The sequence below is a fragment of the Streptomyces sp. MI02-7b genome (assembly GCF_033793585.1).
GTDB lineage: Bacteria > Actinomycetota > Actinomycetes > Streptomycetales > Streptomycetaceae > Actinacidiphila.
The window spans coordinates 45,773-69,249 of sequence record NZ_JARAWX010000025.1; the positions used below are offsets into that span (position 1 = coordinate 45,773).

Here is a 23,477-nt window from a genome sequence, read left to right on the forward strand (position 1 = left end):
CCACGGGAAAGAAGTGTGCGCCGCCGCGAAAGACCTCTCCGGCGGGATGCCCCAGAGTGGACGGTGTGCCGACGGCGGGCTGTGCCCGGGTCGGCGGTGCGGACCAGTCCTGCGGCCGGCAGGACCACCACGACCGCGACCCCGTCTCGCACACCTCCAGCCGATGCCGATCGTGCGACAGCACGAGCCCGAAGGACTGACTTCCATGACTCCGCCCGCCCAAGTGCACACCGTCCGCGGCCCTGTGGCCGCCAGCGACCTCGGGACCGTCCTGATGCACGAGCATGTCTTCGTCCTGAGTGAGGAGTTCCGGCAGAGCCTCCCGGAGACCTGGGACGAGGAGGAGCGCGTCAGCAAGGCGGTCGACCGGCTGAAGGCCCTGGCGGCCACGGGCGTCACCACGCTCGTGGACCCCACCGTGATCGGGCTGGGGCGTGACGTCACCCGGGTCGCGGCCGTGAACGAGCAGGTCGACATCAACATCATCGCCGCAACGGGCATCTACACACTGGGCGACATCCCCCACTTCTTCCGCTTCCACGGCCCGGGAACGCTACTGGGTGGCGCCGAGGGGATGACCGAGCTGTTCGTCCGAGAGCTCACCGAGGGCATCGCCGATACGGGGATCAGGGCCGCCTTCCTGAAGTGCGCGATCGAGGAGGAGCTCACCCCGGGCGTGGAGCGGGTGATGCGGGCGGTGGCGCAGGCACACCTGCGCACCGGCGCGCCGATCACCGTGCACACCAACGCGACCGCCCGCACCGGCCTGGTCGCCCAGGAAATCCTGCGGAGCGAGGGCGTGGGCCTCGGCGCCGTCGTCATCGGCCACAGCGGCGACACCGACGACCTGGGCTACCTGCACCAGCTGATCGACAACGGCTCGTACATCGGCATGGACCGCTTCGGCCTGGACATCCTGCTGCCGGGCGACCAGCGGGTTGCTACGGTCGCCGCGCTCGCACGGGAAGGTCTGGCGGACCGGATGGTGCTGTCGCACGACGCGTCGTGCCACATCGACTGGTTCCCGCCGGGCGTGCGCGAACAGATCGCGCCGGACTGGCACCACACCCACCTTCACGACACCGTCCTGCCCGCACTCCGCCAGGCCGGCGTCACCGAGCAGCAGCTCAGCACCATGCTGGTCGACAATCCGCGCCGCTACTTCACCGCCCCGGGCGACTGACCCGCCGAGGTGGAAACAGGCTCACCCCAGGTCTGCCGTAGGGGCGAAGACGCGGTGTCTGGCATCACGGGGCGCCATGCCGAACTCCTGCCGAAACGCGGTACTGAACGACGCATGGCTGCCGAACCCGCAGGAGTGAGCGATCTGCCCGATGGAATGCCCGGCCCAGCTCGCGTCGGCCAGTCGGGTCCGCGCCAGGTGCAGCCGTTCACGGCGCACGAGGTCGCGCGGGGTCGTACCGGCTGCACGCAGCACCTGCTGGATGTAGCGGGTCGACCAGCCGAGCGCCCGTGCGATGTGGGCGACGTCGAGGTCGTCGTCGCCCGCGTGGCGGCGGACGTAGCGCCTGATCTCGGCCTCGACTGTGGCCCGCTGCCCCGTCGGCGCCGAATCGGTCGCGCCTTCCGCGGCGAGGCACACCAGGTCGAGCAGCCGCTCGCAGGCGACGTCGAAGGTCGCCTCCGAGAACTGTTCCCGCTCCTCCTGCAGCGTGGCCACCATCGTGCGGATCACCCGGCCCAGGCCGCTCGTCCCCTTGAGGGTCCGCGGCTCACGGGTCAGGGCCGGGTTGCGGTGGGCGACCTCGTGTCCGGGCACAATCAGCGCGATCGACCGGAAGTCATCGTCGTGTGCGAAGGTCACCGGCCGGTCCATGTCGCACAGTGCCATACGGCCCGGCTGGAGCTCCCCCGAGGACGTCCCTTGTTCCACCCAGGCAGTCCCGGCCAGGGGGACGAGCAGTTCGTGGGTGCCGCGGGGGTCAGCGGCGATGTGCCGGGCGTTCCGGACGACCGTCTCCTGGCCGCCGCTGCACAAGGCGATGGCGTACGTCCGGGACTGCTGGGACTGCAGGAGTCCCCTCCATGGCGCCTTGCGGTCCATGACGGTGATGCGGCTCGCCCCGTGCAGACCGGAGAACGCCTCGCTCCAATCGCTCAGCGACGGTGCGGACGCAGCTGCGGTCCATCGGTACATGCGCCTTCCCATCGGTGTGCCGTCAGCGGAAGCACCCACTTGGTCACCCCGCGACCGCGTCCTTGCGACACGTCAATGTTCACACGCCGCGGCAACCAGAAGTTACACCTTCACGGACATGCGCCACGCATGCAGCCAAGAGAACCGGAGACCTTTCCATGCCGAAAACCATCGTCGTCACCGGAGCCAGCGACGGCATCGGAGCCGCGGGCGCCCGCCGGCTGCACCGGGACGGCCACCGAGTCGTCATCGTCGGCCGCTCACCCGAGAAGACCGCGAGGATCGCCGACGAACTCGGAGCGGACCGCTTCCTCGCCGACTTCACCAGCTTGGCCGACGTCAGGAAACTCGCCGCGGACCTGGACGCCGCATACCCGCGTGTGGATGTCCTGGTGAACAATGCGGGGGGAATCTTCGGCGATCGCGAAAAGACCGTCGACGGCTTCGAGAAGACCTTCCAGATCAATCATCTGGCGCCGTTCCTGCTCACGAATCTCCTCATGGACAAGCTGGTGGCCGGCAAAGCATCGGTCATCCAGACATCCAGCGCGGGGGCTCGTCTGTTCGGAAAGCTCGACATCGACGACCTCGACCACGACCACGGCTACTCCGCGCACCGGGCGTACGGCACGGCCAAGCTGGAGAACATTCTTTTCACCAAGGAACTGCACGCCCGATACGCGTCCCACGGTCTGTCCGCCGCCGCCTTCCATCCCGGAGCCGTCGCCACCAACTTCGCCACCGGCAGCAAGAGCTTCATGCGCCCCATCTACAGCAATCCGCTCAGCCGGCTGGCCATGGTCAGCCCCGAGAAGGGCGCCCGCCAGCTGGTATGGCTCGCCGAGACCACTCCCGGCGTGGACTGGCACTCCGGTACGTACTACGAGAACGGCAGGCCCGCTCGACGCACCAACCCGCAAGCGGACGATTCCGACCTCGCCCGTCGGCTCTGGAACCGTTCCGCCGACCTCACCGGGTTGGACATCTCGGCTCCGTGACGGCGGCCTCCCCCGCGGACCGGGGCCGGCCGATGGGTGCGGCGCCGGCGCCTGTCCGCCGCCGGAGTGAGCTGCACCCCGTCATCCGGCCGCCCCCGGGTGCCGGCGCGCGGGCGTGGTCGCCGGGCTGCGGCAGAGCGCGGCGCGCGGCGATCTCCGACTGCTGCACCTCAACGACCTCGTCGCAGAACCATGACCTCTTCCGCAGCGGCCTGTACGGGGTGCACGGCCTCCATTGGCAGCCCGACCGGACCGCCTTCCGGGATTCCCCACGAGTAGGTGCCATGACGTTCGAAATCACTCAGAGCTCGCCACGTGACGCCAAACACGAAAGGATACATGTGCCTTCCGCGGACGGCACCGTGAAGTGGTTCTCAGGGAACGTGTACTCGATAAAGCTGACAGCCGGTCAAACCGGCGGTGCGCTCGGGGTCGTCGAGGCCTGGGTGCCGCCAGGCGGCGGACCCGTGGCTCACACCCACGCCGACCAGGACGAGACCTTCTTCCTCATCTCCGGCGAACTCGAATTCCTCGGTGGCGACCACGTCTTCACCGCAGGTCCCGGCGACCTGGTCCACTGCCCGCGGGGTACGCGCCACCGATTCAAGAACATCGGCCTCTATACGGCCCATATGCTGTTCTTCTGCACTCCCGGCGGCTCCGAGGGGCTGTTCCTGGAGGGTGGCGACATCCCCGAGCCCGGCGTTCACGTGCCGGCATGGGGACCGGAACACTCCCAGGGCCCGGTGCTTGGCCTCTTCACGAAGTACAGCCTGGAGGCCATGCCCGAAGCCTGAAGGCCACGCGGAGACTTGAGGACCAGGGTATTCGCCGGCATCGACATGTCGACAGCGCCCGGCCTACCTGCCCCTCGGGAGCTCCGTCGACGCGGACACGAGGCCCCCCACACACAAGCGGCCTCCATGGGCCGGGGGCTTTGCCCCCGCTACAGACAACTTATCGCCAAACCGATTGGCATATGAACCGGAAATCGTAAATACGCCGATCGAACGCCTCAATTCACGCCCTGGCGCTCACTCGAACGGTCGACTTCCGGACTGAATCCTTGTCGTTCAATCACCCTTATGGGTTACTTCACATGTCCGTATCGGCGGCATTCGACTTTCCAAACGGACGTGCGCAAGCCCCTGTTCAGGTGGCGACTCACACCTGACAGGCCGTTCTCCCCCGACCGGTCCTGCGCTTGAGCGGGCGCAAGTGCCATCGGGTCACCACCTGGCCAGTGGACACGGGAGCTGACTCGCACCACCAGGTACGTGTGCTGACCGAAAGCCCTCATCACTGCTCGGCAATGTAGCGCATTCCGAGCCAGGAGGAACCTTCATGCCCATCAGCCCGAACCAGGGATCCAGCGGTGGCGGCACAGTGGTCACCATCACCGGCGTCAACCTCTCAGGCGCCACTGCGGTGCGCTTCGGAACGCGGCTCGCGACCATCACCGGCAATACCCCGACAAGCGTCACCGTCATCTCGCCCTCCGGCAACGGCGCGGTCAGCGTCACCGTCACCACCGCGGGAGGAACGAGCAACCCGCTCTCGTTCTACTACATCGGGGCGCCGTTCAAGCAGAGTCTCAGTCCGACCACCGGGCCGTCGGCGGGGGGCCAGACGGTCACCATCAACGGCACCGGCCTGTTCACCGCGACCAGCGTCACCTTCGGCGCCAACAGCGCGACGCCGACCGTGGTGTCCGACGGGCAGATCTCGGTCGTCGCACCGGCCGGTACGCCCGGCTCGGTCGGCGTCAGCGTCACCACCGCCGGCGGCACCAACAACGGGCTCACGTACACCTACGTCGACGCCCCCACACTGACGACCGTCACCCCGACCCAGGGCCCGACCTCCGGCGGCACCTCGGTGACCCTGATCGGCACGGCACTCACCAGCACCAGCGCGGTCACCTTCGACGGCACCCCGGTGCCCTTCACGGTGATCGCCGACACCGTGGTCTCGGTGATCACTCCTCCGGGGAGCGCCGGTGCCGTCGACGTCGTCGTGACCACCGACGGGGGCAGCGCGACCGCGACCGGCGGGTTCACCTACGTCGCGGGTCCCGGTATCTGACCGCACCCCGGCCTCCCGGGCCCCGGCCCGGGAGGCCGCCCCGCACGGGCCGGGCTGCCGGCTCGTGCGGGCCCGAGCAAGGACAACGACGGGCCCCCGGGCCGGTCCGACTTCGTACGGAGATCCCGTGAAAGACACAGCACACCCGGCGGCAGCGGCACAGCCGACCGCCGTCGCCGCCGCACCCGTCCTCAACTCGGTCGTCCCCAACACTGGCCCCGCGGCGGGCGGCAACAACGTCGTCCTCAACGGCAGCGGCTTCACCGGAGTCACCGCCGTGAAGTTCGGTACCACGGCGGCGCTGGGCTACACGGTCAACTCGACCACCCAGATCACCGCCGTCGCCCCGGCGGGAACGGGAGCCGTCCCGGTCACCGTCGCCACCCCGGGCGGCACCAGTAATTCGGTGACGTACACCTATACGGCGCAGCCCGTTCTCGTATCCGTGTCGCCGAGTCAGGGGCCGACTGCGGGCGGCACGACGGTCACCCTCACGGGCTCGGGCTTCAGCGCGGTGTCCGCGGTCCGGTTCGGCAGTACCGCCGCGACGTCGTACACGGTCAACTCGGCCACCCAGATCACCGCCGTCGCCCCGGCGGGAACGGGAGCCGTCCCGGTCACCGTCACGACATCGGGCGGCACCAGCAACTCCGTCTTCTTCTTCTACCTGAACGCTCCCGTCCTCGTCTCCGTCTCACCGAACGGTGGGCCGAGTGCCGGCGGCACGACGGTCACCCTCACCGGTACCGACCTCAGCGGGGCCACGGCCGTCAGGTTCGGCACTACCGCCGCCACCAGCTACACCGTCGACTCCCCCACACAGATCACCGCGGTCGCCCCGGCGGGAACGGGAACCGTCCCCGTCACCGTCACCACCCCGGGGGGCACCAGCAACTCCGTCTTCTACAGCTACGTGGGTGCCCCCGTCCTCACTCTCCTCTCCCCCGCCCTGGGACCGACCGCTGCGGGATCCGGTGTCACCCTGAGCGGCACGGGGCTGACCACCACGACCGCGGTGCACTTCGGCGCCGCGCCCGCGGCGTTCACCGTGCTGTCCGACACCGCCGTCGCCACGGTCGCCCCGGCGGGCCCCCCGGGCGCCGTTTCCGTGAACGTCACCACGCCCGGCGGCACGAGCAACTCGCTGACCTATACGCGTGTCGCGCCTCCCGTGATCTAGCGTTCGTCCACCCATTCACCCCCGGGGCCAGGGGTCCGGGGACGAAGCCGGCAGGCCCCGAGCCCCTGATCGCTCCAAATGCGGGACCTGACGCACCGACGTAACGTGACGCTCCATGAGCAACTGCGGCGTTCCACCCGCAGCCGAACAAGGAGCCTGTTTCGTGAAACGTTGGGATACGCGTAGGACGTGGACGGCCGGAGCCTTCGCGGCGATAGCGGCGGTCGTGGGTGTCGCCTCGCCGGCGGCGGCCGCGCCCGTGCAGTCGACGACGACGCTCCAGGTGTCACCCTCGACCGCCGCAGCCCGGACTCCGGTGCGGTTGACCGCGACGGTCGTCTGCACCGGTGACCCCAGCGGCGGCCTCGGCATGACGTTCTTCGACGGTGGGGACATCCTCACGACGGTGCCGGTCGCGCCCAACGGGCAGGCCACCTGGGTCGCCGAGTTCACCACCACCGGGGCCCACACGATCACGGCCGCGTACAACGGCAACGACAACTGCTTCGCCTCGAACAACACGGCGACGGTCACGGTGACCCCTGCGGAGGACTGCCCTTGGGGGCACGGCCTGTGCCGGGACGACCACGGCCACCTGCCCGGCTTCCCGGACTGCCACTTCGTTCCCTCGATCCTGGGTATCGACCAGGTGGACCAGGTCGACCAAGCGCAGCAGCCCTCCCACTCGCCCGGCCGGTGCTGGTCCTGGTGAATCCGGCCGGACGGCGCCGTCGGCCCGCACGCCGTGCACCGCTTGTGTCGGGGGCGCCGGGGTCTGTGGGCTCATGGAGAGTGTGAGCCCCGCCGCGGAGGGCAGGTGGCCGGGGCTCGCGTCCGCACTGACGATGCCGGCGCGAGCCGCGGGCGTTGTCGCCTTGGAGGGCCAGTCCGCCGCGGCGCCGTGGACGACGGCCGCGCTCACTTCCCCGGCGCCGCCGGTGGCCGTGATGACGTGGTTGGCGGTGGACTTTCCGTTGCCGTCGGCAATGACGCCGAGGCCTCATGGCAGCTGCTGCCCGATGCCGCTGCGCCGGCTTCGCATGGCAACGCATCGACCGCAGGTGGTGCACCACGCGCAGGACGTACAGATGTGAAGCACACGTCGCGTACGGGTTCGAGGATCCGCAGCAGGACCACTGTGTGACTGCCGGAGTCGTCGAGTCGAACGATGGGGAGGTCTTCTCGCTGACGTTCATGTGCGAATTCGGCGAACCCGACGGACAGGACATCCGTCCGGGCTTCGACATTTACTCCCTTGTCACGCCTGACCAGGGCACCGCGTACGGGTGCATAGGCCAGGTGGGACTGGACGGAGACGTCCTGCGAGTCACCTTGGACGCGCTGGGACTGGATGATCCGGTGGTTGGGGCCGTCCTGCGTGCCCCTGCGTCGGACGTCGCCGCATGCAAGCGTGCTCACTGAACGGCCACGCGGGCCCAAGAACAGCCGGCCGTAGGTCGTAGCGCCTCCCGGTTGCTTCCGACGAAAAGCCGGCGTGCCACAGCCGTGCCACACGCAACGGTTGCTGATCCGGGAAACACCAGACAGCTCCGGCGTTCGCCCAGGTCAGCTGGAGGTCAGCGCCACTGGGACCTCGGATTGATGAAGAAACTCAGTCCAATTCCAGGCGACATGGTGCGCGACGCCACTGCACAGGCCAGAAGAGCCCTTCGCCCACTTGGTTGTCTCTGCTGACTCGGACGCAGAGCTCCTGGTCCGGGAATCCGTTCGTTCCACCGCGCCTCGGCTCCAAGGACGCCTTCGGCGAGGCGGTGACGAAGACCTCGCGCAGGCCATGCGCATCGCGCCGAAGGCCGGAACCATGGAGATAGTCGACCCGGCCGGCTCGACCGCGTCATCGCGGTCACCCGGCAGGTCCCGCACGCCTCGCCGGCGACCATTGCCCGCGGCTCACGAGCCCGGGCGACGGAAACAAGCAGTGGACCGGTCAAGACAGGTGGACCAGACCGGTCCAGGACAGGGATTGATCATGACCACCGATCTCATTCACTCTGACGCGACCGAACTCGCCGAGCTGATCCGTACCGGGAAAGTGTCTTCCGTCGAGGTGGTGAAGGCGCACCTGGACCGCATCGACGCCACCAATCCGAGACTCAACGCCATCGTGACGCTCGCCGACGGGGCCCTGAAGACCGCAAGGGCGGCCGACGAGGAACTCGCGGCGGGCGGGGACGTGGGGCCGCTGCACGGTGTGCCCTTCACGGCCAAAGACTCCTACGACACCGCCGGAGTGCTCACCCAGCGCGGTTCGCCGATCTTCGCGGGGCGCGTCCCGGACACCGATGCCACCGCTGTGGCGCGCATGAAGCGGGCCGGAGCGGTCCTCCTGGCGAAGACCAACCTTCCGGAGTTCTCGTACTGGATCGAAACCGACAACCTCCTGACGGGCAGGACGAACAACCCCTGGGACCTCGATCGCTCACCCGGCGGTTCGAGCGGCGGGGAGTCCGCGGCGATCGCCGCGGGGATGTCGCCGCTCGGACTCGCGACCGACCTGTCCATCTCGGTGCGCGGGCCGGCGGCCGACACCGGTGTCGTGTCCTTCAAACCGACGCACGGGCGTATCCCGATGACGGGAGTCTGGCCGCGAGCGCCGCGGCGCAACTGGCACGTCGGTCCCATGGCCCGCAGCATTCGCGACCTCGCACTCGCGTACGGCGTGCTGGCCGGTCCTGACGGCGCCGACGGCTTTGCCACCGCGCCGCGGGACTTCGACGCCGGCCTGGGCGCCTCGCCGGACCGGCCTGTGCGCGTGGGCTGGCTGGTCGACTCGGGACTCGGTCCGACCGACGCGGAGGTCGCGGCGACGGTGCGAGCGGCCGCCGACGCGCTGCAGGCGGCCGGAGTCCGGGTCGACGCCGTGAGCATCCCCGCCCTTGAGCGGGACAACCCTCTCGAGCTCTGGACCAAACTGCACCTCATGGAGGTCAAGCCGGCCTTCCGCAAGGTGACCGCGGGCCACGAGGACCAGATGTTCACCTACTCCACGTTCCTGGCCGGCATGCCCGACACGTCCGTGGAGGACTACGTCGAGGCCGAGCAGGGCGTCGAGCGGCTCCGGGACGGTTTCGCGGAGTACTTCCACCAGTACGACGTCCTGCTGCTCCCGGTGACGACGATCCCCGCCCACGAACACCAGCTCGGGCGGTTCACAGTCGACGGCCGGACGATGGACGCCTTCCACGTGTCGTCGACGACCGTCCCGTTCAACGTGACGGGACATCCGGCCCTGTCGATGCGGTTCGGTACGAGCAGCGACGGCATGCCGATCGCCGTACAGGTGGTGGCCACCTGGCACGCGGAGTCGACGGTCCTGCACATCGCCTCGCTGCTGGAGACGCTCAGCCCGGTGCGCGACCAGCACCCCGCCCTCTGACGAGCCGGGGAACGGCCCCGAGTACCCGAAGGGGCGCGGCAGGGGTCGTTCTAGGATGCTCGCATGGCGATCGACTGGGGACGGGCCGTTGTCGAGCAATTGGGCTTCTACTGGGACTTCCATCTCCGGCCCCGCCTCGAAGGGCTGACCGACGAGGAGTACTTCTGGGAGCCGGTGCCGGACTGCTGGAGCCTGCGGCCGCGCGGCGACGGCCGGTGGCGGCTCGAAGGGTCGGAGGAGCCGTCCCGTTCGGGCCCGTTCACGACGATCGCCTGGCGGATGACGCACGTGACCGTCGGGGTGTTCGAGAGTCGGTACCGGGCCTTCTTCGGCGGCGAAGGACCGACGCAGTGGGCGCCGGGCGAGCGGCTGCTCGAGGCCGGCGTCCTGCCGGGCAGTGCCGAGGAGGCGGTGGCACAACTGGAGCAGTCCCGTCGGCGCTGGTACGAGGCCGTGGCCTTGCTGGATGCGGACGCACTTGCCGCGCCGCTCGGGGTGAAGGGCGGTCCGTTCGCCGAGACCGCCATGGGGGAGCTGATCATCCACCTCAACCGTGAGGTCATGCACCACGGCGGGGAGATCTGTCTGCTGCGCGACCTCTACCGGGACGGGTACCGCGCGGCCCCGTGACCCCCGGGTGCCGGCCGGGTCCCGACGGGCCGTCATATCCCGCTCACGGCCTGCGCGTCCGGGCTCAACGGCCCGCCCCGGGTCAGCGCGGCCCAAGGGCCGTCGATGGCCGAACTGTCCTGCACCGGCGAAACCGACTTCGCCACCGCCAAGGGCGCCGTCCCGCGCTCGTCGGTGCCGGCCGCGCCCCTTCCGTGACGCCGGAACAGCCGCGGAGCGCCAACCAGAACGCGGCCAGACCGGCAAGGGACGGTCCGGCCGCGCTAAGATGGCGTGTGCGGCGGTCCTCACGGCTGCCGCGCGGCGGTGGGGCCCGCCGTACCCGAACCGCGGCGAGGATGCCGCCAACGGTCCCTACTTGTGACGATCTGCGCCCGGATCGCGGCGCTTCACGAGTAGGAGACGCATGACCTCGCCAGACCCCTTCCCCGTCATGGCCGAGCCCATTGATCCCGACATCCAGCGGTCCGCTCCCGCGCCGAAGTCCTCACCGATGCAGGGGCAAGGGCCCGTGGTGTGCGTCGTCGCGATCGGCGGCGCATTGGGGGCTTGCGCCCGTTACGGCGCCGGCCTGCTGTGGCCCACCGCGCCAGGCGCCTTCCCGTGGACCACGTTCGCGGTCAACGCGGTCGGCTGTGCCGTGATCGGCGTCCTCATGGTGGTCATCACCGAGCGGTGGAACGCACACCGGCTCGTACGCCCCTTCTTCGGCACCGGCGTACTGGGTGGATTCACCACCTTCTCGACCTACACGGTCGACATCCACACCCTGATCCAGGACGGCCACGCGGAAACCGCGCTCGCTTACCTGGTCGCAACCCCGCTCATCGCGCTCGCCGCGGTGTGGAGTGCCGCGACCGCGACACGACGCCTGATCGCAGGGAGGCAGACATGACACGGTTGCACGGCACCGCCACCAGGTTGACGATCTTGATCGGGGACAACGACACCTGGCACCACAAGCCGCTGTGCACCGAGATCGTCCACCGGGCGCACCACGCCGGCCTGGCAGGGGCCAGCGTGTTCCACGGTGTCGAGGGCTTCGGGGCCTCCTCGCTGATCCACACCGCCCGGCTGCTCTCCATGAACGAGAACCTGCCCGTGGCCATCGTCGTCGTCGACCACGAGGAGCGCATCCGCGCGTTCCTGCCGCAGCTCGACGAACTGGTCACCGAAGGCCTGGTCACCCTCGACGACGTCGAGGTCATCCGCTATGTCGGCAGGGGGAACCACTCATGAACTGGGCACTGGTCATCGCCGGGGCGGTGGTGGGGGCGCCGCTGCGGTATCTCACGGACCGCGCCGTCCAGGCCCGGCACGACACCGTCTTCCCCTGGGGCACGTTCACCGTCAACGTCGCCGGATGCCTGATCCTGGGCGCGCTCACCGGTGCGGTCACCTACGGTGCCGCCTCCCACTCGGTGCAGCTGCTCGTCGGCACCGGATTCTGCGGGGCGCTGACCACCTACTCGACGTTCTCCTACGAGACCCTGCGCCTGGCCGAGACCGGAGCGCGGTTCTTCGCCGCCGCCAACGCCGTCGCCAGTGTCGTCGCCGGTCTGGGAGCGGCGTTCATCGGGGCGGCGCTCGCCCAGGCGATGTGGGCATGATCCACGGACCCGTCCCTTCCCTCCCGAGGACCCGCGGAACACAGCGACGTCCACGTTCCGGAGGGCGGCCCCGCTCACTGGGGCATGACAGCGGTGAACGCGAACGGGGCCGCTCTTCGAGGGTGCGCCTCCGGCTGGCGCCCGGCATCCCGTGCGGCCGCCCCGCCACCGAGTCGCCTCGCGCGGGTGTCCGGCGGCAACGCCTGCCAAACCGCCCCGGACCTGCTGCGGGGTCCCGGCCCGACGTCGCAAGGCCAAGCAGAAATAAAGATGCATCATGCAGTAAAAGCTGCGAAACAATGGGCCACTGACCGCAGTACCGTGGAAATGCGCATGCTGCGCAGTCTCCGCGACCTGTTCGGGAGGAAGCCCGCATGGCCGTTCTGCTTGACGCCGCGTCGCTGGCTCCTGGTGAGCGTGCGGACGCGATCCGTGAGTTCTCGTGGTCGATCAACGGCCGCGTGGAGGTGGGCCTTCCGCCGAATCCACATCGCCAGCGGGCCTATGTGACCACCAACGCGCTGGGGTCGGTCAAGGTCTCGGAGATCGGCTGGAACGTGACCCGCCTCCTGTGCACCGCTGTGCCAGTGGACGAGGACATGGTGCCGCACGTTCTCGTCCATCTCCAGGAGGCGGGGGTCTCCGATGTCCGCCAGGGAGGCAGGCACGCACTGAGAAGGGCCGGGGATCTCACGGTGCTCGACGACACGAAGCCCTATGAGGTCCTTTTCCACGGCTCGACCCATTCGGTTCTCGTGCGCGTTCCCGCGCATGTCCTGGGCCTGCGGCCGTCCTTGCTCGACCAGATCACCGCCGTGCCACTCAGTTCGGAACGCCCGGCCGTGGGTGCCACAGCAGCATTCTTCACCCGACTGGCCCGCCATCAGGATGCAGCCGGCGAAGCTGAGACCGCCCTGTTCACGGAGGCCAGTGTCGACCTGATCAGAGCTGTGGTCACCGCGGTCCTGGACCGGGACGACCTGGCCAGAGCGCCTCTGAACAGCACACTTCTTGTGCGCGTCCAGGAATACGTCCGTCGCCATCTGGCAGACCCCGACCTGACCGCCGAGCGTATCGCCGCCGAGCACGACGTTTCCGTGCGCTGGCTCTACCTGACCCTGTCCCGCGCGGGTATCACCCTCGGTGAATGGATCAGGACGCAGCGCCTCGAGGAGTGCAGGAGGGAACTGGTGTCGCCTGTGCACCAGTTCATGACGATCGAGGCCATCGCCCACCGGTGGGGGTTCGCCAGCGCCGCTCACTTCAGTCGCGTTTTCAAGACCGCGTACGGTGTGAGCCCCCGCGAGTTGCGGTTGGAACACGCCGCGGGGAGAGCCGACTCCCGCCGGCCTGACTGATGCCGAGCCTCGCGCCGTCCTGCCGTGGCGACACCCGCCGCCCCTCGGGGCGCGAGTGCGCCGTTCCACTCCGCATCCGCCGGATCACCCCGCCCGTGTCCACATCGACGCCCCGGACACCGAGCAGGTGCATGATCGGCCGGACCAGTCCTGGCCGGCTAGTCCCGGAGCCGGGCCATGACGCGGGCCGCAGCCTTGTCGCTGGCATGCCCCTCGAGCGCCGCCCACTCGGCGACGTCCAGGGGCCACAGCGCACTGCGATATTTGATGACCACCTCGTCGCCGTCCTGGCGCACCGTGTGATGCGGGTCAGCGGGCAGTTTCCCGACCTCGACCACGGCAGCGGCGGATCGACGGCTGCGGCATTTGAGACGCGTCTTGGCCATGGCCAGTGCTCCTGCAACGGCGGGACTCGTTGGATTCCTGCCTTTGGATGCTAGCCCAGGCGACCCGCCGCTACCTGACTTTCCGCGCATACGGTGCACACCCGGCCGGTCAGGGATGCGCACCCGGCCGGCAGGCGTTACCCGTGCCCCCACGGCGCGACCGGCCGTCGACCCGCGAGATCCGTACCCGAACGGCGGGTCGAAGGGGTACACCAGTGCTCACGTCGATGAAAGACTGAGGCGTATGCGAAGGCGGTCGGCATGGGCGGTGGCGTGCCTGATCGGCCCATTGATCATGGTAGCCGCCGGCTGCTCCCCATCGGCTACCTCCCGACCGGGTTCACCGTCCTCCCTCGCCGGTCAGCCGGATGCCTCCCGCACCATGGCCGCGACCTGCCCGGAGGCCGCTACGGTCCCTTCCGTGTCCGTGCCGGCCGGCGTGCGCGGCTTCGACAGAAGCCTGAACTGGTACGGCGCCGAGGACCTGTGGGTGGCCAAGCCCCCTCCTCCGGATCACGCAGACGAAGGCGCAGAGGGGCACTCCACGAAGTACGCCTCGATAACGCTCGACGCCCGGGGACGGTCGACGGACCGGAAGGGCGCGCCGCACGTGAGCGCCGAACGACTGGACGGGCCCGGCTCCGTGCCCGGCAGCATCGGTGGATTCGCCACCGCCGGCGGCGACCGGCAGTGGTGGCCGACGGTCATCGACTTTCCCGATGCCGGCTGCTGGAGGGTGACCGAAACGCTCGGCTCCACCGAGGTCCGCTTCACGGTGAATGTCGGGGCGGGCTGAGCGGGCCGCGCTCACGCGGCGGGGCGGCTGACGGACGATCCGAGGGCGTGCTCATCGAAGCTGAGGGCGCGGTCAAGCGGCGCGCATCCACTGACCGGCTCATCCGGAGGTCGCCCAAGGTCTCGCCCCGCCCTGCACTCCGGCGCGGCGGAGTGCAGCACCCCGAACTGCTCAGCAGGCGGGCCCGGACCCAGGCCGCAGGAACCGACAGACACGCAAACACGCACAAGCTGCGAACCCTCCCCACCCGGCACGCCGTCGACCGCGCCCGTCGCCGTGCGCCAGCTCCCGTCGAGCCACGGCACACCTGACGCCACGCCCGTTCCGCAGGATGCAGGGCTGCTGAACGTCGGCGTGCGCGCTGGTCAGAGGTTGCTGTAGCCGGGGATGCTTGCCTTGATGCGCTCAAGTTCGCGTGCGTCGGAGATGCCCTGGAAATCATGGCGGGGGGTGTAAGGGGCTTCCAGACGGCGGGCTTCCTCGTCGGTGAGGTCGAGGCCGAGTGAGGCGACGGCGTCGTCGATCTGGTGGATCGTGCGGGCGCCCACGACGGGGGCCGCGACGACGGGGTTGCGGCGCAGCCAGGCGAGCGCGACCTGGGCGCGGCTGACGCCGCGGGCGGCGGCCACGGTGCCGACCTCGTCGATGATCAGCCGGTCGCTGTCGGCGTTGGCCTTGTAGAGCATGTCGGCGTAGCCGGCGTCGGTCGCGGACCGCTCACCGGAGTTCGCCTGGTCCAAGGGGCGGGCGAGGCGCCCGCGGGCCAGGGGGCTCCACACCGTGGTGGCGACGCCCTCGTCGGCGCAGAGCGGGAGCATCTCGCGTTCTTCCTCGCGGGCGAGCAGGTTGTAGTGGTCCTGCATGGTGACGAATCGGGCCCAGCCGTGGCGCTCTTGGAGGTGGAGGACCTTGGCGAACTGCCAGGCGTGCATGGAGGAGGCGCCCAGGTAGCGGGCCTTGCCGGACTTCACGACGTCATGGAGCGCCTCGAGGGTCTCCTCCAGCGGCGTGTCGTTGTCGAGGCGGTGAATCATGAAGACATCGACGTAGTCGGTGCCGAGGCGGCGCAGGCTGTTGTCGATCTCGGTCAGGATCGCCTTGCGGGACAGTCCGCCGCCGTTGGCGCTGCCGGGGCGCATGGTGTGGCGGACCTTGGTGGTGATGACCACCTCGTCGCGGTTCGCGTAGTCCTTCAGCGCGCGGCCGAGGATTTCCTCGCTGGAGCCGTAGGAGTACAGGTTGGCGGTGTCGAAGAAGTTAATGCCGGCTTCGAGGGCGTGCTTGATCAGGGGGCGACTGGCCTCTTCGTCGAGGGACCAGACGGGGTGGCCTCGGTCGGGCTCGCCGTAGGTCATGGCGCCGATGGCGACCGGAGAGACGTCGAGGCCGGTGCGGCCGAGCTTGATGTAGTGCACGAACGAGCTCCTAGAATGGAGAGGCAGAACAAGCGGAGAGCTCTCCGCTTAACCCGGACGACGTTAACGGAGAACTCTCCGGATCGCAACGGGGTGACCGCCGCAGGCCAGGAGGAACCGTGCCCGACGCCGCGAAGCAGCGCTCCGACGCGCTGAAGAACCGGGAGGCGATCCTCCAGGTCGCACACAACGTGCTCGCCGAGTCGCCGGACGCCTCGCTCAACTCCATCGCCAAGCGCGCGGGCGTCGGCGCGGGCACGCTCTACCGGCACTTCCCGACCCGGGAAGCATTGATCCTGGAGGTCCACCGGCACGACGTGGCGCGCCTCGTCGACTCCGTGCCGGGGCTGCTCACCACCCACGCCCCGCTGGACGCGCTGCGGCAGTGGTTCACCACCCTCGCCACCTACGTGCGCATCAAGCACGGGCTCGGCGAAGCATTGCACTCCGCCGCCGCGCAGGAGGTCGTCAGCGCCTCCTGGCCCCCCGTGACCGCCGCCGTCGGACAGCTCCTCGACGCATGCGAACGCGCCGGCGAGGTACGCCCCGGCATCGACCCCGTCGATGTGATCATGCTCATGAGCTGCCTGTGGCGTACGCCGAACACCCCCGACGGCACCGCCCAGGCCGACCGCTTGAGGGAGCTGGCCATCGACGGATTCCGGCGCTGATCAACGGACGCCACCCACAGCGCACCCCCCCCCCTGCGACGGCGGCCGGAGCCCGCGTGCGGATCGAGGAGGCGGCGAGAGCAGTACGCCGGCAGAGAAAAGGGCCAGGTCAGGAAGCCAACCTGGCCCTCCGCGCGTCCACGGCCACCTCGGCCCGGCCCGACGGGAGCGCCCTCGCCCGGCGCCTTCACCCTTGACTTTCTGGATGATGATCCTCATCCTGAAAGGAAAGGGCGCACGCCCCTCACGCACCGAAAGAGAACGCACCAGGCCCGGCCGCAAGCCTCCCGCCGGCACTGGCCCGCCCGGCACCCTTTCGGCTCGCCAGTGAACGACCCACGAGGACCCATGACCACCGCAGCCACCCGCCCCGACGTCAAGCGCGGCACCATACCCGTCTTCGCCACGGCGACCGCGGTCACCGTCTCCAACATCTACTTCACCCAGCCGCTGCTGGAGCAGATCGCCCGGGGCTTCGGAATCTCCACCTCCGCCGCCGGTCTGGTGACCACGGCCGCGCAGATCGGCTACGCACTCGGCATCGTCGCCATCGTGCCCCTCGCGGACCGCGCCCGCCTGCGCCGGCTCTCCTCCGTCCTGCTGGCCGTCACCTCGGCGGCCCTCCTCGCGGGGGCCTTCGCTCCCTCGGTGGCCCTGCTCGGCATGGCCACCCTCGTGCTGTCCGCGAGCACCGTCCTGCCGCAGGTCATCATGCCGACCGTCGCCTCCATGGCCGCCCCCGGCCGCGCCGGACGGGCCCTGGGAGCCGTGGGCACAGGGCTCACCATGGGCGCCCTCCTCTCCCGCACCGCCTCCGGTCTCATCACGGAGGCCGCGGGCACCTGGCGCGCCGGATACCTCGTCGCCGCACTGGCCACCGCCGCCCTGCTCCTGGTACTCCCCCGCTACATGCCGCCCGGCCGACCGTCCGAATCGGCACCGGCCGACGGCTACTTCCGCCTGCTCGCCTCCCTGCCGGGACTCCTCGTCCGGCACGCGCCGCTGCGCCTGTCCGCCGCGCTGGGAGCGACGGTCTTCGCCGCGTTCTCCGCCTTCTGGTCCACGCTCGCCTTCCACCTGGCCGCTCCCCCCATCGGACTGGGCCCGGCGGTCATCGGCCTTTTCGGCCTGTTCAGCGTCCCCGGCGCACTGGCCGCCCGCTACTCGGGGCGGCTCGCCGACCGCTGGGGGCCGGACGCCGTCAACGCCCTGGCCGTCGCCTCCGCCCTGCTCGCCTTCGCGCTGTTCGGACTCGCCGGGCAGTCGCTCGTCGCCCTGGCAGTCGGTTGCAACCTTCTCGGTTACGGCACGACGAGCGGGCAGATCGCCAACCAGGCACGCATCTTCACCGCACGACCCGAGCTCCGGGCCCGGATGAACACGGTCTACATGTTCGCCGTCTTCGCCGGCGGCGCCGCCGGAGCCGCCGTCGCCGGAGTGCTGTTCTCCGCCTTCGGCTGGCACGGCGTAGCCGCCGGCGGCGGCGCCCTCCTGCTGCTCGCGGGACTCGTGCCGGCCGGACACGCCGTCCGCGGGCGCCACCCGGGCCGTGGCGCCACCGCCGAAGCGCCCCACGAGCACGCGCACGACGCCGCGGTGCCCGCCGACCGGGCCTGACACCCGGTCGTACGGTCGGGCACAACCGCCGGCCCCTGAGGCCCCTTCCCTCGGACTCGGCACCTCCGGCACCGCCCCATCGCGGCCCGCCGGGACGACCGGGGACGGCGGCGAAATCCGGCCAGTTGTTCGAAACGGATTGCCCGCATGGGCGCCGGCTGTCACCGTCGTGCGCGTCCGCCTGGCGGACACTCGGCCCGGTCGCTCGTCAGATGATCCGTCGAACCGTCGAAGGGGACCCCCACCGTCATGAAGAACGCCTTACGCCTCTCCGCCAAGCGCACCAGACCCGGCCGGCGCGCCCGGATCGTGAGTCTCGCGGCCACCGCGGCGATCCTCACGGCAACCATCCTGATGGGCGCCGGCCCGGCGATGGCCGCGCCGGCGCCCGTCAAGCTCACCTCGTCGTCCTGCCCGACCGACATCGTTCAGGGCCAGGTGAGCGGCTGCGTCACCGAGTTGCAGAACCTGCTCAACGCCCACGGCGCGGGGCTCCTGGTGGACGGTGAGTTCGGGGCGAACACGCTGTACGCGGTGCGCGAGTTCCAGGCCGCCACCGCGATCGCCGTGGACGGCCGGGTGGGCCCCCAGACCAAGAGCAAGCTGTACGCGACCGGGGGCACGGCGCCCGCACCCGTGAACCTCACGTCCTCGTCGTGCCCGGCGAACATCGTGCAGGGCAGCAAGGGCGGCTGCGTCACCGAACTCCAGCGGCTGCTGCGCCACTTCGGCTACGCGGTGAGCGTGGACGGCGACTTCGGGCCGGAGACGTACAGCGCGGTCCGCAGCTTCCAGTCCTCGCACGGCCTGTCGGTCGACGGCGAGGTCGGCGCGAACACCAAGCGGGAGCTGTACGACACCGACGAGGCACCGTCGACCGGCCTGGACCTCCGGTCCTCCTCGTGCCCGGCGAACATCGTGGAGGGCCAGACCGGCGGCTGCGTCGCGACCCTGCAGGCACTGCTCAACGGCCAGGGCCAGCACCTCGACGTCGACGGTGAGTTCGGTCCCGCGACCCTGGCGGCAGTGAGGTCCTTCCAGTCCTCGCGCGGCCTGTCGGTGGACGGCGAGGTCGGCCCGAACACCAAGAACGCCCTGTACTCCAACATCGGCGGAGGAGGCGGCAACGGCGCCCCCGCGCCGATCAACCTGAACTCCGCCTCGTGCCCGACCGACATCGTCCAGGGGCAGCGCAGCGGCTGCGTCACCGAGCTGCAGAGCCTCCTCAACCACCACGGCGCCGATCTCGCCGTCGACGGCGACTTCGGGCCGATGACCGACAGCGCGGTGCGGGACTTCCAGGCAGAGAAGGGCCTCGGGGTCGACGGCAGGGTGGGCCCGAACACCAAGGCCGCCCTGTACGGCGCGGTCACGCCGCCCTCGTCGCCGCCGCCCGGCGGCGGGTACGCGAAAATGCTCGACGTCGCCGCCGCCGAGGTCGGCACGGTCGAGGGCAGCGCCCGGGCGAACAGCTACGGGGTCTCCGTGGGCCTCTCGCTGTCCACCAACAACTACGCCTGGTGCGCGACGTTCGTGAGCTGGGTGGCCAAGCAGACGGGTGCCACCACCTACCGCAACAGCTACGTCTCCGGCTGGGTGAAGCAGGCGAGGGCCGGTGCCTACCACCTCTCGGTGACGACCAACCCGCAGCCCGGCGACATCGTGGCCTTCGACTGGAACGGCGGGAGCAACTTCAACGACGGCAACGAGCACATCGGCATCGTGCGGACGGTGAGCGGCGGCTCCTCCTTCACCACCGTCGAGGGCAACACCGGCAACCCCAACGGCGGCAAGGACGGCGTCTACGTCAAGAACCGGGGCACGAACCTGGGGTACGACGTCGTCTTCATCCGGGTCCGCTGACCGCGGGCGGGCAGGGAAGCGGCGGCGCCGCACCCGCACCACCGGGTGCGGCGCCGTTCCGACCGGGGGCACGACCGAGGGTACGACCGGTGGCATGCGCCGCCCCCGGTCCACGGACTTCCTAGGGTGTGATGCGCAGGGCGTCCACCATCCCCACCGAGGTGCTGCGGTTGACGATGCGGATGGTGTGCGATCCCCGGGTCAGTCCGCTGCGCTGCCAGACGGTCTGCTGCGCCTGCCGCGCGCCGGAGACCCGCAGGTCCACCGTCGACTGGAACGCGCCGTCGAGATAGACGTCGACCGGCCCCATGTCGCCGTTGCGTTCGGAGAGGTAGGCGACTCCCGTACCGGTGAAGGTGTACTGGGCCACGGCGTTCACCGTCGTGCTGTGGTGGGTGTCGTCGTTGTAGTCGCCGTAACCCCGCCCGCTGGTCGGGTACCAGTTGCTGTCGTAGGTCAACTGGGTGTCGTTGACCATGGGGTTGGCGGTCTGCGCCAGACCCAGGGTGGAGGTGGTGCCGCTCAGCGCCTTCTCGCCCTGGTTCACGGATCCGGTGAGCCGTACGGACGCGTAGGAGGACAGCGGCTTGGCGGTGCGCTCCACCACGTACACCTTCCCGGCGGCCGTGGGGAGGTCGAACTCGGTGGCGCTGGTGGTGAGCACGGTCGTGCCGCCGGAGACGTCACGGACCCTGACCTGCTGGCTCCCCCACGGGTTCACGATCCGCGTCGTGTTGCCGTACAGGCTCTTGATGCCGATGTACTTCACCTCGCCGGCCTCGCGCTCCGAACTGACCGTGAAGCCGCCCTTGGCCAGCAGGGTGAACCGTCCGGTGAACGAGGAGTCGCTGGGCACCGCGGGGAAGACCCGGATCTTGTCGTTGTAGGACTGGAGCAGCGACTCGTTGAGGGCGGTGAGGTGCACCCCGAGGTACTCGAAGACGCCGTTGGTGTTGTCGGTCATGCCGTTGGGATAGGTCTGGTACTTGCGGAGCATCGTCTTCATGCCCTGGTAGGCCTGGTCGCCCAGCCCCAGCCGGGCCGCCTGCACGGCGTCGTTCGCCCAGACGTTGCCGTACGGGAAGGGACGGGCGTTGAAGGTGTTCACGGCCTTCTGCTGGTCCGGGAAGCCGATGCCGGTCCGGTCGTAGGGCCAGATGATCTCGGCCGCGACGTTCTCCCCGTTCCGGGTCTGTGCGAGCGGCGGGGTGTGCGGCAGATAGACGTCGGCGGTGGAGGGATAGGCGATCAGGTTGTCGACGATCCGCTGCCACTGCGACCGCAGGTCGGAGTCCAGGCCCAGGGTCTGGGACGTGCGGATCGCGAGGGGGAACAGGGTGCGCACGGCAGCGAGGTCGGTGATCGCGTTCGGCACGTTCCAGTACGTCTCGTGCGCGTTCGAACTCGCCACGTAGTACTTCCCGGACGCGGAGTCGTAGGACAGCTTGGCGGCGTAGAACTTCACCACGTCCCGCATGAAGGGGTAGGCGGTGTTCCGCAGGTAGGAGGTGTCGTTGGTGTACGCGTACTGGAGGTACATGTTGTACGCGGCCTCGGTGCCCGTCGACCAGATGTTCTTCGTGTAGTCGCTGTTGACGGTGCCCCGGGCGTTGCCGTCCCAGCCCATGGTCTCCGGCACCCACAGCCCGTCGACGCCGTAGCGGGTACTGGTGTACGCCTTCAGCGTCGCCGAGTTGCGGCTGTAGAGGCGGTTGAAGCCGGCCAGCAGATCGACGTGGTTGGAGGCGAGGAAGGAGTTGTAGACGTCGCGCTGATTCCAGTACCAGTAGGCGTTGCTCCACTTGGTCTGGTCGCCGGTGGCGCGGAACACGCCGTTGATGAAGTGGAAGGGATTGGTCCCGTATCCCCCGGCGGCGATCATGTACGTGCTCAGGTAGTAGACGTTCTCCAGGTAGTCCGCGTCCCCGGACAGCCCCGAGTACTGCACGAACGACTTGCCCCAGAAGTCGTGCCACCAGGACGTGAAGTCGCCGAGCGTCGCGCTGTAGCCGCGGCTCTTGGCCGATGCCAGCGCGCGCTTCGCCTCGGCGACCGAGTCGTGGGAGGGCGCGTTGAGCCGGGTGCTGGCGGTGAACCAGATGGTGTAGCTGCGCGAGGGGGTGATCGACAGCCGCACGGTCCGTCCGTCGACGACCCGAGTGCTGTAGGCCGCTCCCTCCACCGTGGCCGCGAGCGTGTAGCCGAAGTTCTGGGGGTCGGACTGGCCGCGGCTGATTCCGGCGCCCGTGGAGTCGGCGTACGTCGAGACCGTCTTCCAGGTGTTCAGGTCGGGCACGTCCCCGCTGTTGCCCAGTTGGGAGACGTCCCACAGGCCCAGGTCGAGGTTGATCGCGGAGACGCCGGAGCGCGAGTCCTCGACGTGTACGCCCATGACCTCGGAGTTCGGCACGCCCATCACCGTCACCGTGCGATTGGCGTCGTACCTGGTGGTCAGGGTGCCGTCGTAGAGCGACAGGCGCTGCTGGTAGGTGCTGTAACCGCTCTCGAGCGCCGGGGTCGTGGACAGGTTGAGCATGCCGGCGCCGAACGCCGTCTGCTGCGAGGTGTCCACACCGGACACCTGCATGGTCAGCCCGTTGTTCTGCCAGGCCATCGCACCGGTACGGCCGTTGCCGACGGTGAGTCCGTGCAGCGGGTTGGTGTTGGGCCGGTTGTAGACGAGGTCGTGCTGGGACAGGTAGGCGGCGCGATCCACGTTCAGGGCTCCGGTGGCGGAGTCGAACGCGGCGTCCGTCGGTGCCGCCGCTGCCGGGGCCGAGAGGCCGACGGCGGTGGCGGTCATGATGCAGACGGCTGCGAGCGCGGCTCGCACGAGTCTGCGCAGTCTCATCGAATGCCCTCCCTGCTGGTGGGGGTGACGACCGGTGCGGGACAGCGCGAGGCTGGAGCGCTACCGGTTGACGTCGAGCGAGATTGATCGGATGACTGGGCCGGACTGCTGCTACGGCGCACTCGCTCCCCGCGCCATACGCGGGCACGGCGAAGCGATGCGCCGATCGGGACACATACAACGGAAATACCAGAACAGGGCGCGCGAGACTGTTCCGTCCCGAAGCGCCGACGACAAGCGGGGGGTACGGCGTGCGGGAACATCACGACGTCGGCATGGCCGCGTCAAGGGAAGTGAACATCGGATGTCTTGACGGGTCAACACTCAGCGCAAAACGTCCGGCCGAAATCGTCGGCCGGACGTTGCGCCGTCTACGGCGCGACGCGCGTGGACCCCGGCCTCAGCGACCCCGCAGCAGCGGCGGAGCACACCTGCTGTCCGGTCGACCGAATCGCGTTCACG

The 23,477-nt window shown here is 69.5% G+C and carries 21 protein-coding genes; 17 read left to right on the forward strand and 4 right to left on the reverse strand.

The genetic code is table 11. From position 1 onward, the window contains the following. Positions 1-205 precede the first annotated feature (205 nt). Complete coding sequence (locus PV364_RS32275) at positions 206-1,183, forward strand: phosphotriesterase-related protein (protein ID WP_319664079.1); 978 nt, start codon at positions 206-208, stop codon at positions 1,181-1,183. Between the two features lie 21 nt (positions 1,184-1,204). Here PV364_RS32275 and PV364_RS32280 read toward each other — a convergent pair whose 3' ends face one another. Further along, a complete protein-coding gene (locus PV364_RS32280) occupies positions 1,205-2,158 on the reverse strand; it encodes an AraC family transcriptional regulator (RefSeq protein WP_319664081.1) in 954 nt (317 codons plus the stop codon). 158 nt (positions 2,159-2,316) lie between these two features. On the opposite strand from PV364_RS32280, the gene PV364_RS32285 reads away from it, so the two are divergent. The 12 genes from PV364_RS32285 to PV364_RS32340 all read left to right on the forward strand — a co-directional run bounded on the left by PV364_RS32285 (position 2,317) and on the right by PV364_RS32340 (position 13,416). Continuing rightward, a complete protein-coding gene (locus PV364_RS32285) occupies positions 2,317-3,156 on the forward strand; it encodes an SDR family NAD(P)-dependent oxidoreductase (RefSeq protein WP_319664082.1) in 840 nt (279 codons plus the stop codon). Positions 3,157-3,440: 284 nt separating this feature from the next. Further along, a complete protein-coding gene (locus tag PV364_RS32290) occupies positions 3,441-3,953 on the forward strand; it encodes a cupin domain-containing protein (RefSeq protein ID WP_319664083.1) in 513 nt (170 codons plus the stop codon). A gap of 547 nt (positions 3,954-4,500) precedes the next feature. Next, complete coding sequence (locus PV364_RS32295) at positions 4,501-5,241, forward strand: IPT/TIG domain-containing protein (protein WP_319664084.1); 741 nt, start codon at positions 4,501-4,503, stop codon at positions 5,239-5,241. Positions 5,242-5,368: 127 nt separating this feature from the next. Beyond that, positions 5,369-6,421 carry an IPT/TIG domain-containing protein gene (locus PV364_RS32300; RefSeq protein ID WP_319664085.1) on the forward strand — a complete coding sequence of 351 codons (1,053 nt, stop codon included), beginning with the start codon at positions 5,369-5,371 and terminating at the stop codon, positions 6,419-6,421. A gap of 163 nt (positions 6,422-6,584) precedes the next feature. Further along, complete coding sequence (locus PV364_RS32305; protein ID WP_319664086.1) at positions 6,585-7,133, forward strand: Ig-like domain-containing protein; 549 nt, start codon at positions 6,585-6,587, stop codon at positions 7,131-7,133. Positions 7,134-7,561: 428 nt separating this feature from the next. After that, positions 7,562-7,843, forward strand: coding sequence for a hypothetical protein (locus PV364_RS32310; protein WP_415924632.1), 282 nt, complete (start codon positions 7,562-7,564; stop codon positions 7,841-7,843). A gap of 568 nt (positions 7,844-8,411) precedes the next feature. Beyond that, positions 8,412-9,818, forward strand: a complete 1,407-nt coding sequence (locus PV364_RS32315; protein ID WP_319664088.1) for an amidase — start codon at positions 8,412-8,414, stop codon at positions 9,816-9,818. Positions 9,819-9,881: 63 nt separating this feature from the next. Then, positions 9,882-10,448, forward strand: coding sequence for a DinB family protein (locus PV364_RS32320; RefSeq protein WP_319664089.1), 567 nt, complete (start codon positions 9,882-9,884; stop codon positions 10,446-10,448). 406 nt (positions 10,449-10,854) lie between these two features. Then, positions 10,855-11,343, forward strand: a complete 489-nt coding sequence (gene crcB, locus PV364_RS32325; protein ID WP_319664090.1) for a fluoride efflux transporter CrcB — start codon at positions 10,855-10,857, stop codon at positions 11,341-11,343. Next, positions 11,340-11,687 carry a DUF190 domain-containing protein gene (locus PV364_RS32330; protein ID WP_319664091.1) on the forward strand — a complete coding sequence of 116 codons (348 nt, stop codon included), beginning with the start codon at positions 11,340-11,342 and terminating at the stop codon, positions 11,685-11,687. Before crcB (PV364_RS32325) ends, PV364_RS32330 begins: the two co-directional genes overlap by 4 nt. Continuing rightward, a complete protein-coding gene (crcB, locus tag PV364_RS32335; protein ID WP_319664092.1) occupies positions 11,684-12,058 on the forward strand; it encodes a fluoride efflux transporter CrcB in 375 nt (124 codons plus the stop codon). The genes PV364_RS32330 and crcB (PV364_RS32335) overlap by 4 nt, the downstream gene beginning before the upstream one ends. Before the next feature lie 374 nt (positions 12,059-12,432). Continuing rightward, positions 12,433-13,416 (forward strand): helix-turn-helix domain-containing protein, encoded by a 984-nt coding sequence (locus PV364_RS32340; RefSeq protein WP_319664093.1) that lies wholly within the window; start codon positions 12,433-12,435, stop codon positions 13,414-13,416. 158 nt (positions 13,417-13,574) lie between these two features. Here PV364_RS32340 and PV364_RS32345 read toward each other — a convergent pair whose 3' ends face one another. Next, on the reverse strand, positions 13,575-13,802 hold the full coding sequence (locus PV364_RS32345) for a hypothetical protein (protein ID WP_319664094.1): 228 nt from the start codon (positions 13,800-13,802) through the stop codon (positions 13,575-13,577). Positions 13,803-14,223: 421 nt separating this feature from the next. Between PV364_RS32345 and PV364_RS32350 the strand changes: the two genes are divergently transcribed. After that, positions 14,224-14,598 carry a hypothetical protein gene (locus PV364_RS32350; RefSeq protein ID WP_319664095.1) on the forward strand — a complete coding sequence of 125 codons (375 nt, stop codon included), beginning with the start codon at positions 14,224-14,226 and terminating at the stop codon, positions 14,596-14,598. A gap of 365 nt (positions 14,599-14,963) precedes the next feature. On the opposite strand, the gene PV364_RS32355 is transcribed toward PV364_RS32350, so the two are convergent. After that, the gene (locus tag PV364_RS32355) at positions 14,964-16,013 is read right to left on the reverse strand and encodes an aldo/keto reductase (protein WP_319664096.1); all 1,050 of its coding nucleotides are present in this window, start codon (positions 16,011-16,013) and stop codon (positions 14,964-14,966) included. A gap of 119 nt (positions 16,014-16,132) precedes the next feature. On the opposite strand from PV364_RS32355, the gene PV364_RS32360 reads away from it, so the two are divergent. From PV364_RS32360 to PV364_RS32370, 3 genes are all read left to right on the forward strand, one after another. After that, the gene (locus PV364_RS32360; protein ID WP_319664097.1) at positions 16,133-16,684 is read left to right on the forward strand and encodes a TetR/AcrR family transcriptional regulator; all 552 of its coding nucleotides are present in this window, start codon (positions 16,133-16,135) and stop codon (positions 16,682-16,684) included. A 348-nt stretch (positions 16,685-17,032) separates the two neighbouring features. Beyond that, a complete protein-coding gene (locus PV364_RS32365; RefSeq protein ID WP_319664098.1) occupies positions 17,033-18,301 on the forward strand; it encodes an MFS transporter in 1,269 nt (422 codons plus the stop codon). Positions 18,302-18,550: 249 nt separating this feature from the next. Continuing rightward, complete coding sequence (locus PV364_RS32370) at positions 18,551-20,164, forward strand: peptidoglycan-binding protein (protein WP_319664099.1); 1,614 nt, start codon at positions 18,551-18,553, stop codon at positions 20,162-20,164. A gap of 121 nt (positions 20,165-20,285) precedes the next feature. Here the strand turns inward: PV364_RS32370 and PV364_RS32375 are convergent, their stop codons facing one another. Next, complete coding sequence (locus tag PV364_RS32375) at positions 20,286-23,015, reverse strand: glycosyl hydrolase family 95 catalytic domain-containing protein (protein ID WP_319664100.1); 2,730 nt, start codon at positions 23,013-23,015, stop codon at positions 20,286-20,288. Positions 23,016-23,477: the final 462 nt, after the last annotated feature.

Excerpts from the sequence above, each read along its gene's own strand:
- PV364_RS32275 (WP_319664079.1), top strand. The coding sequence starts at position 206 with ATGACTCCGCCCGCCCAAGTGCACACCGTCCGCGGCCCTGTGGCCGCC.
- PV364_RS32280 (WP_319664081.1), bottom strand. The coding sequence starts at position 2,158 with ATGTACCGATGGACCGCAGCTGCGTCCGCACCGTCGCTGAGCGATTGG.
- PV364_RS32285 (WP_319664082.1), top strand. The coding sequence starts at position 2,317 with ATGCCGAAAACCATCGTCGTCACCGGAGCCAGCGACGGCATCGGAGCC.
- PV364_RS32290 (WP_319664083.1), top strand. The coding sequence starts at position 3,441 with ATGACGTTCGAAATCACTCAGAGCTCGCCACGTGACGCCAAACACGAA.
- PV364_RS32295 (WP_319664084.1), top strand. The coding sequence starts at position 4,501 with ATGCCCATCAGCCCGAACCAGGGATCCAGCGGTGGCGGCACAGTGGTC.
- PV364_RS32315 (WP_319664088.1), top strand. The coding sequence starts at position 8,412 with ATGACCACCGATCTCATTCACTCTGACGCGACCGAACTCGCCGAGCTG.
- PV364_RS32320 (WP_319664089.1), top strand. The coding sequence starts at position 9,882 with ATGGCGATCGACTGGGGACGGGCCGTTGTCGAGCAATTGGGCTTCTAC.
- crcB (WP_319664090.1), top strand. The coding sequence starts at position 10,855 with ATGACCTCGCCAGACCCCTTCCCCGTCATGGCCGAGCCCATTGATCCC.
- PV364_RS32330 (WP_319664091.1), top strand. The coding sequence starts at position 11,340 with ATGACACGGTTGCACGGCACCGCCACCAGGTTGACGATCTTGATCGGG.
- crcB (WP_319664092.1), top strand. The coding sequence starts at position 11,684 with ATGAACTGGGCACTGGTCATCGCCGGGGCGGTGGTGGGGGCGCCGCTG.
- PV364_RS32340 (WP_319664093.1), top strand. The coding sequence starts at position 12,433 with ATGGCCGTTCTGCTTGACGCCGCGTCGCTGGCTCCTGGTGAGCGTGCG.
- PV364_RS32345 (WP_319664094.1), bottom strand. The coding sequence starts at position 13,802 with ATGGCCAAGACGCGTCTCAAATGCCGCAGCCGTCGATCCGCCGCTGCC.
- PV364_RS32365 (WP_319664098.1), top strand. The coding sequence starts at position 17,033 with ATGACCACCGCAGCCACCCGCCCCGACGTCAAGCGCGGCACCATACCC.
- PV364_RS32370 (WP_319664099.1), top strand. The coding sequence starts at position 18,551 with ATGAAGAACGCCTTACGCCTCTCCGCCAAGCGCACCAGACCCGGCCGG.
- PV364_RS32375 (WP_319664100.1), bottom strand. The coding sequence starts at position 23,015 with ATGAGACTGCGCAGACTCGTGCGAGCCGCGCTCGCAGCCGTCTGCATC.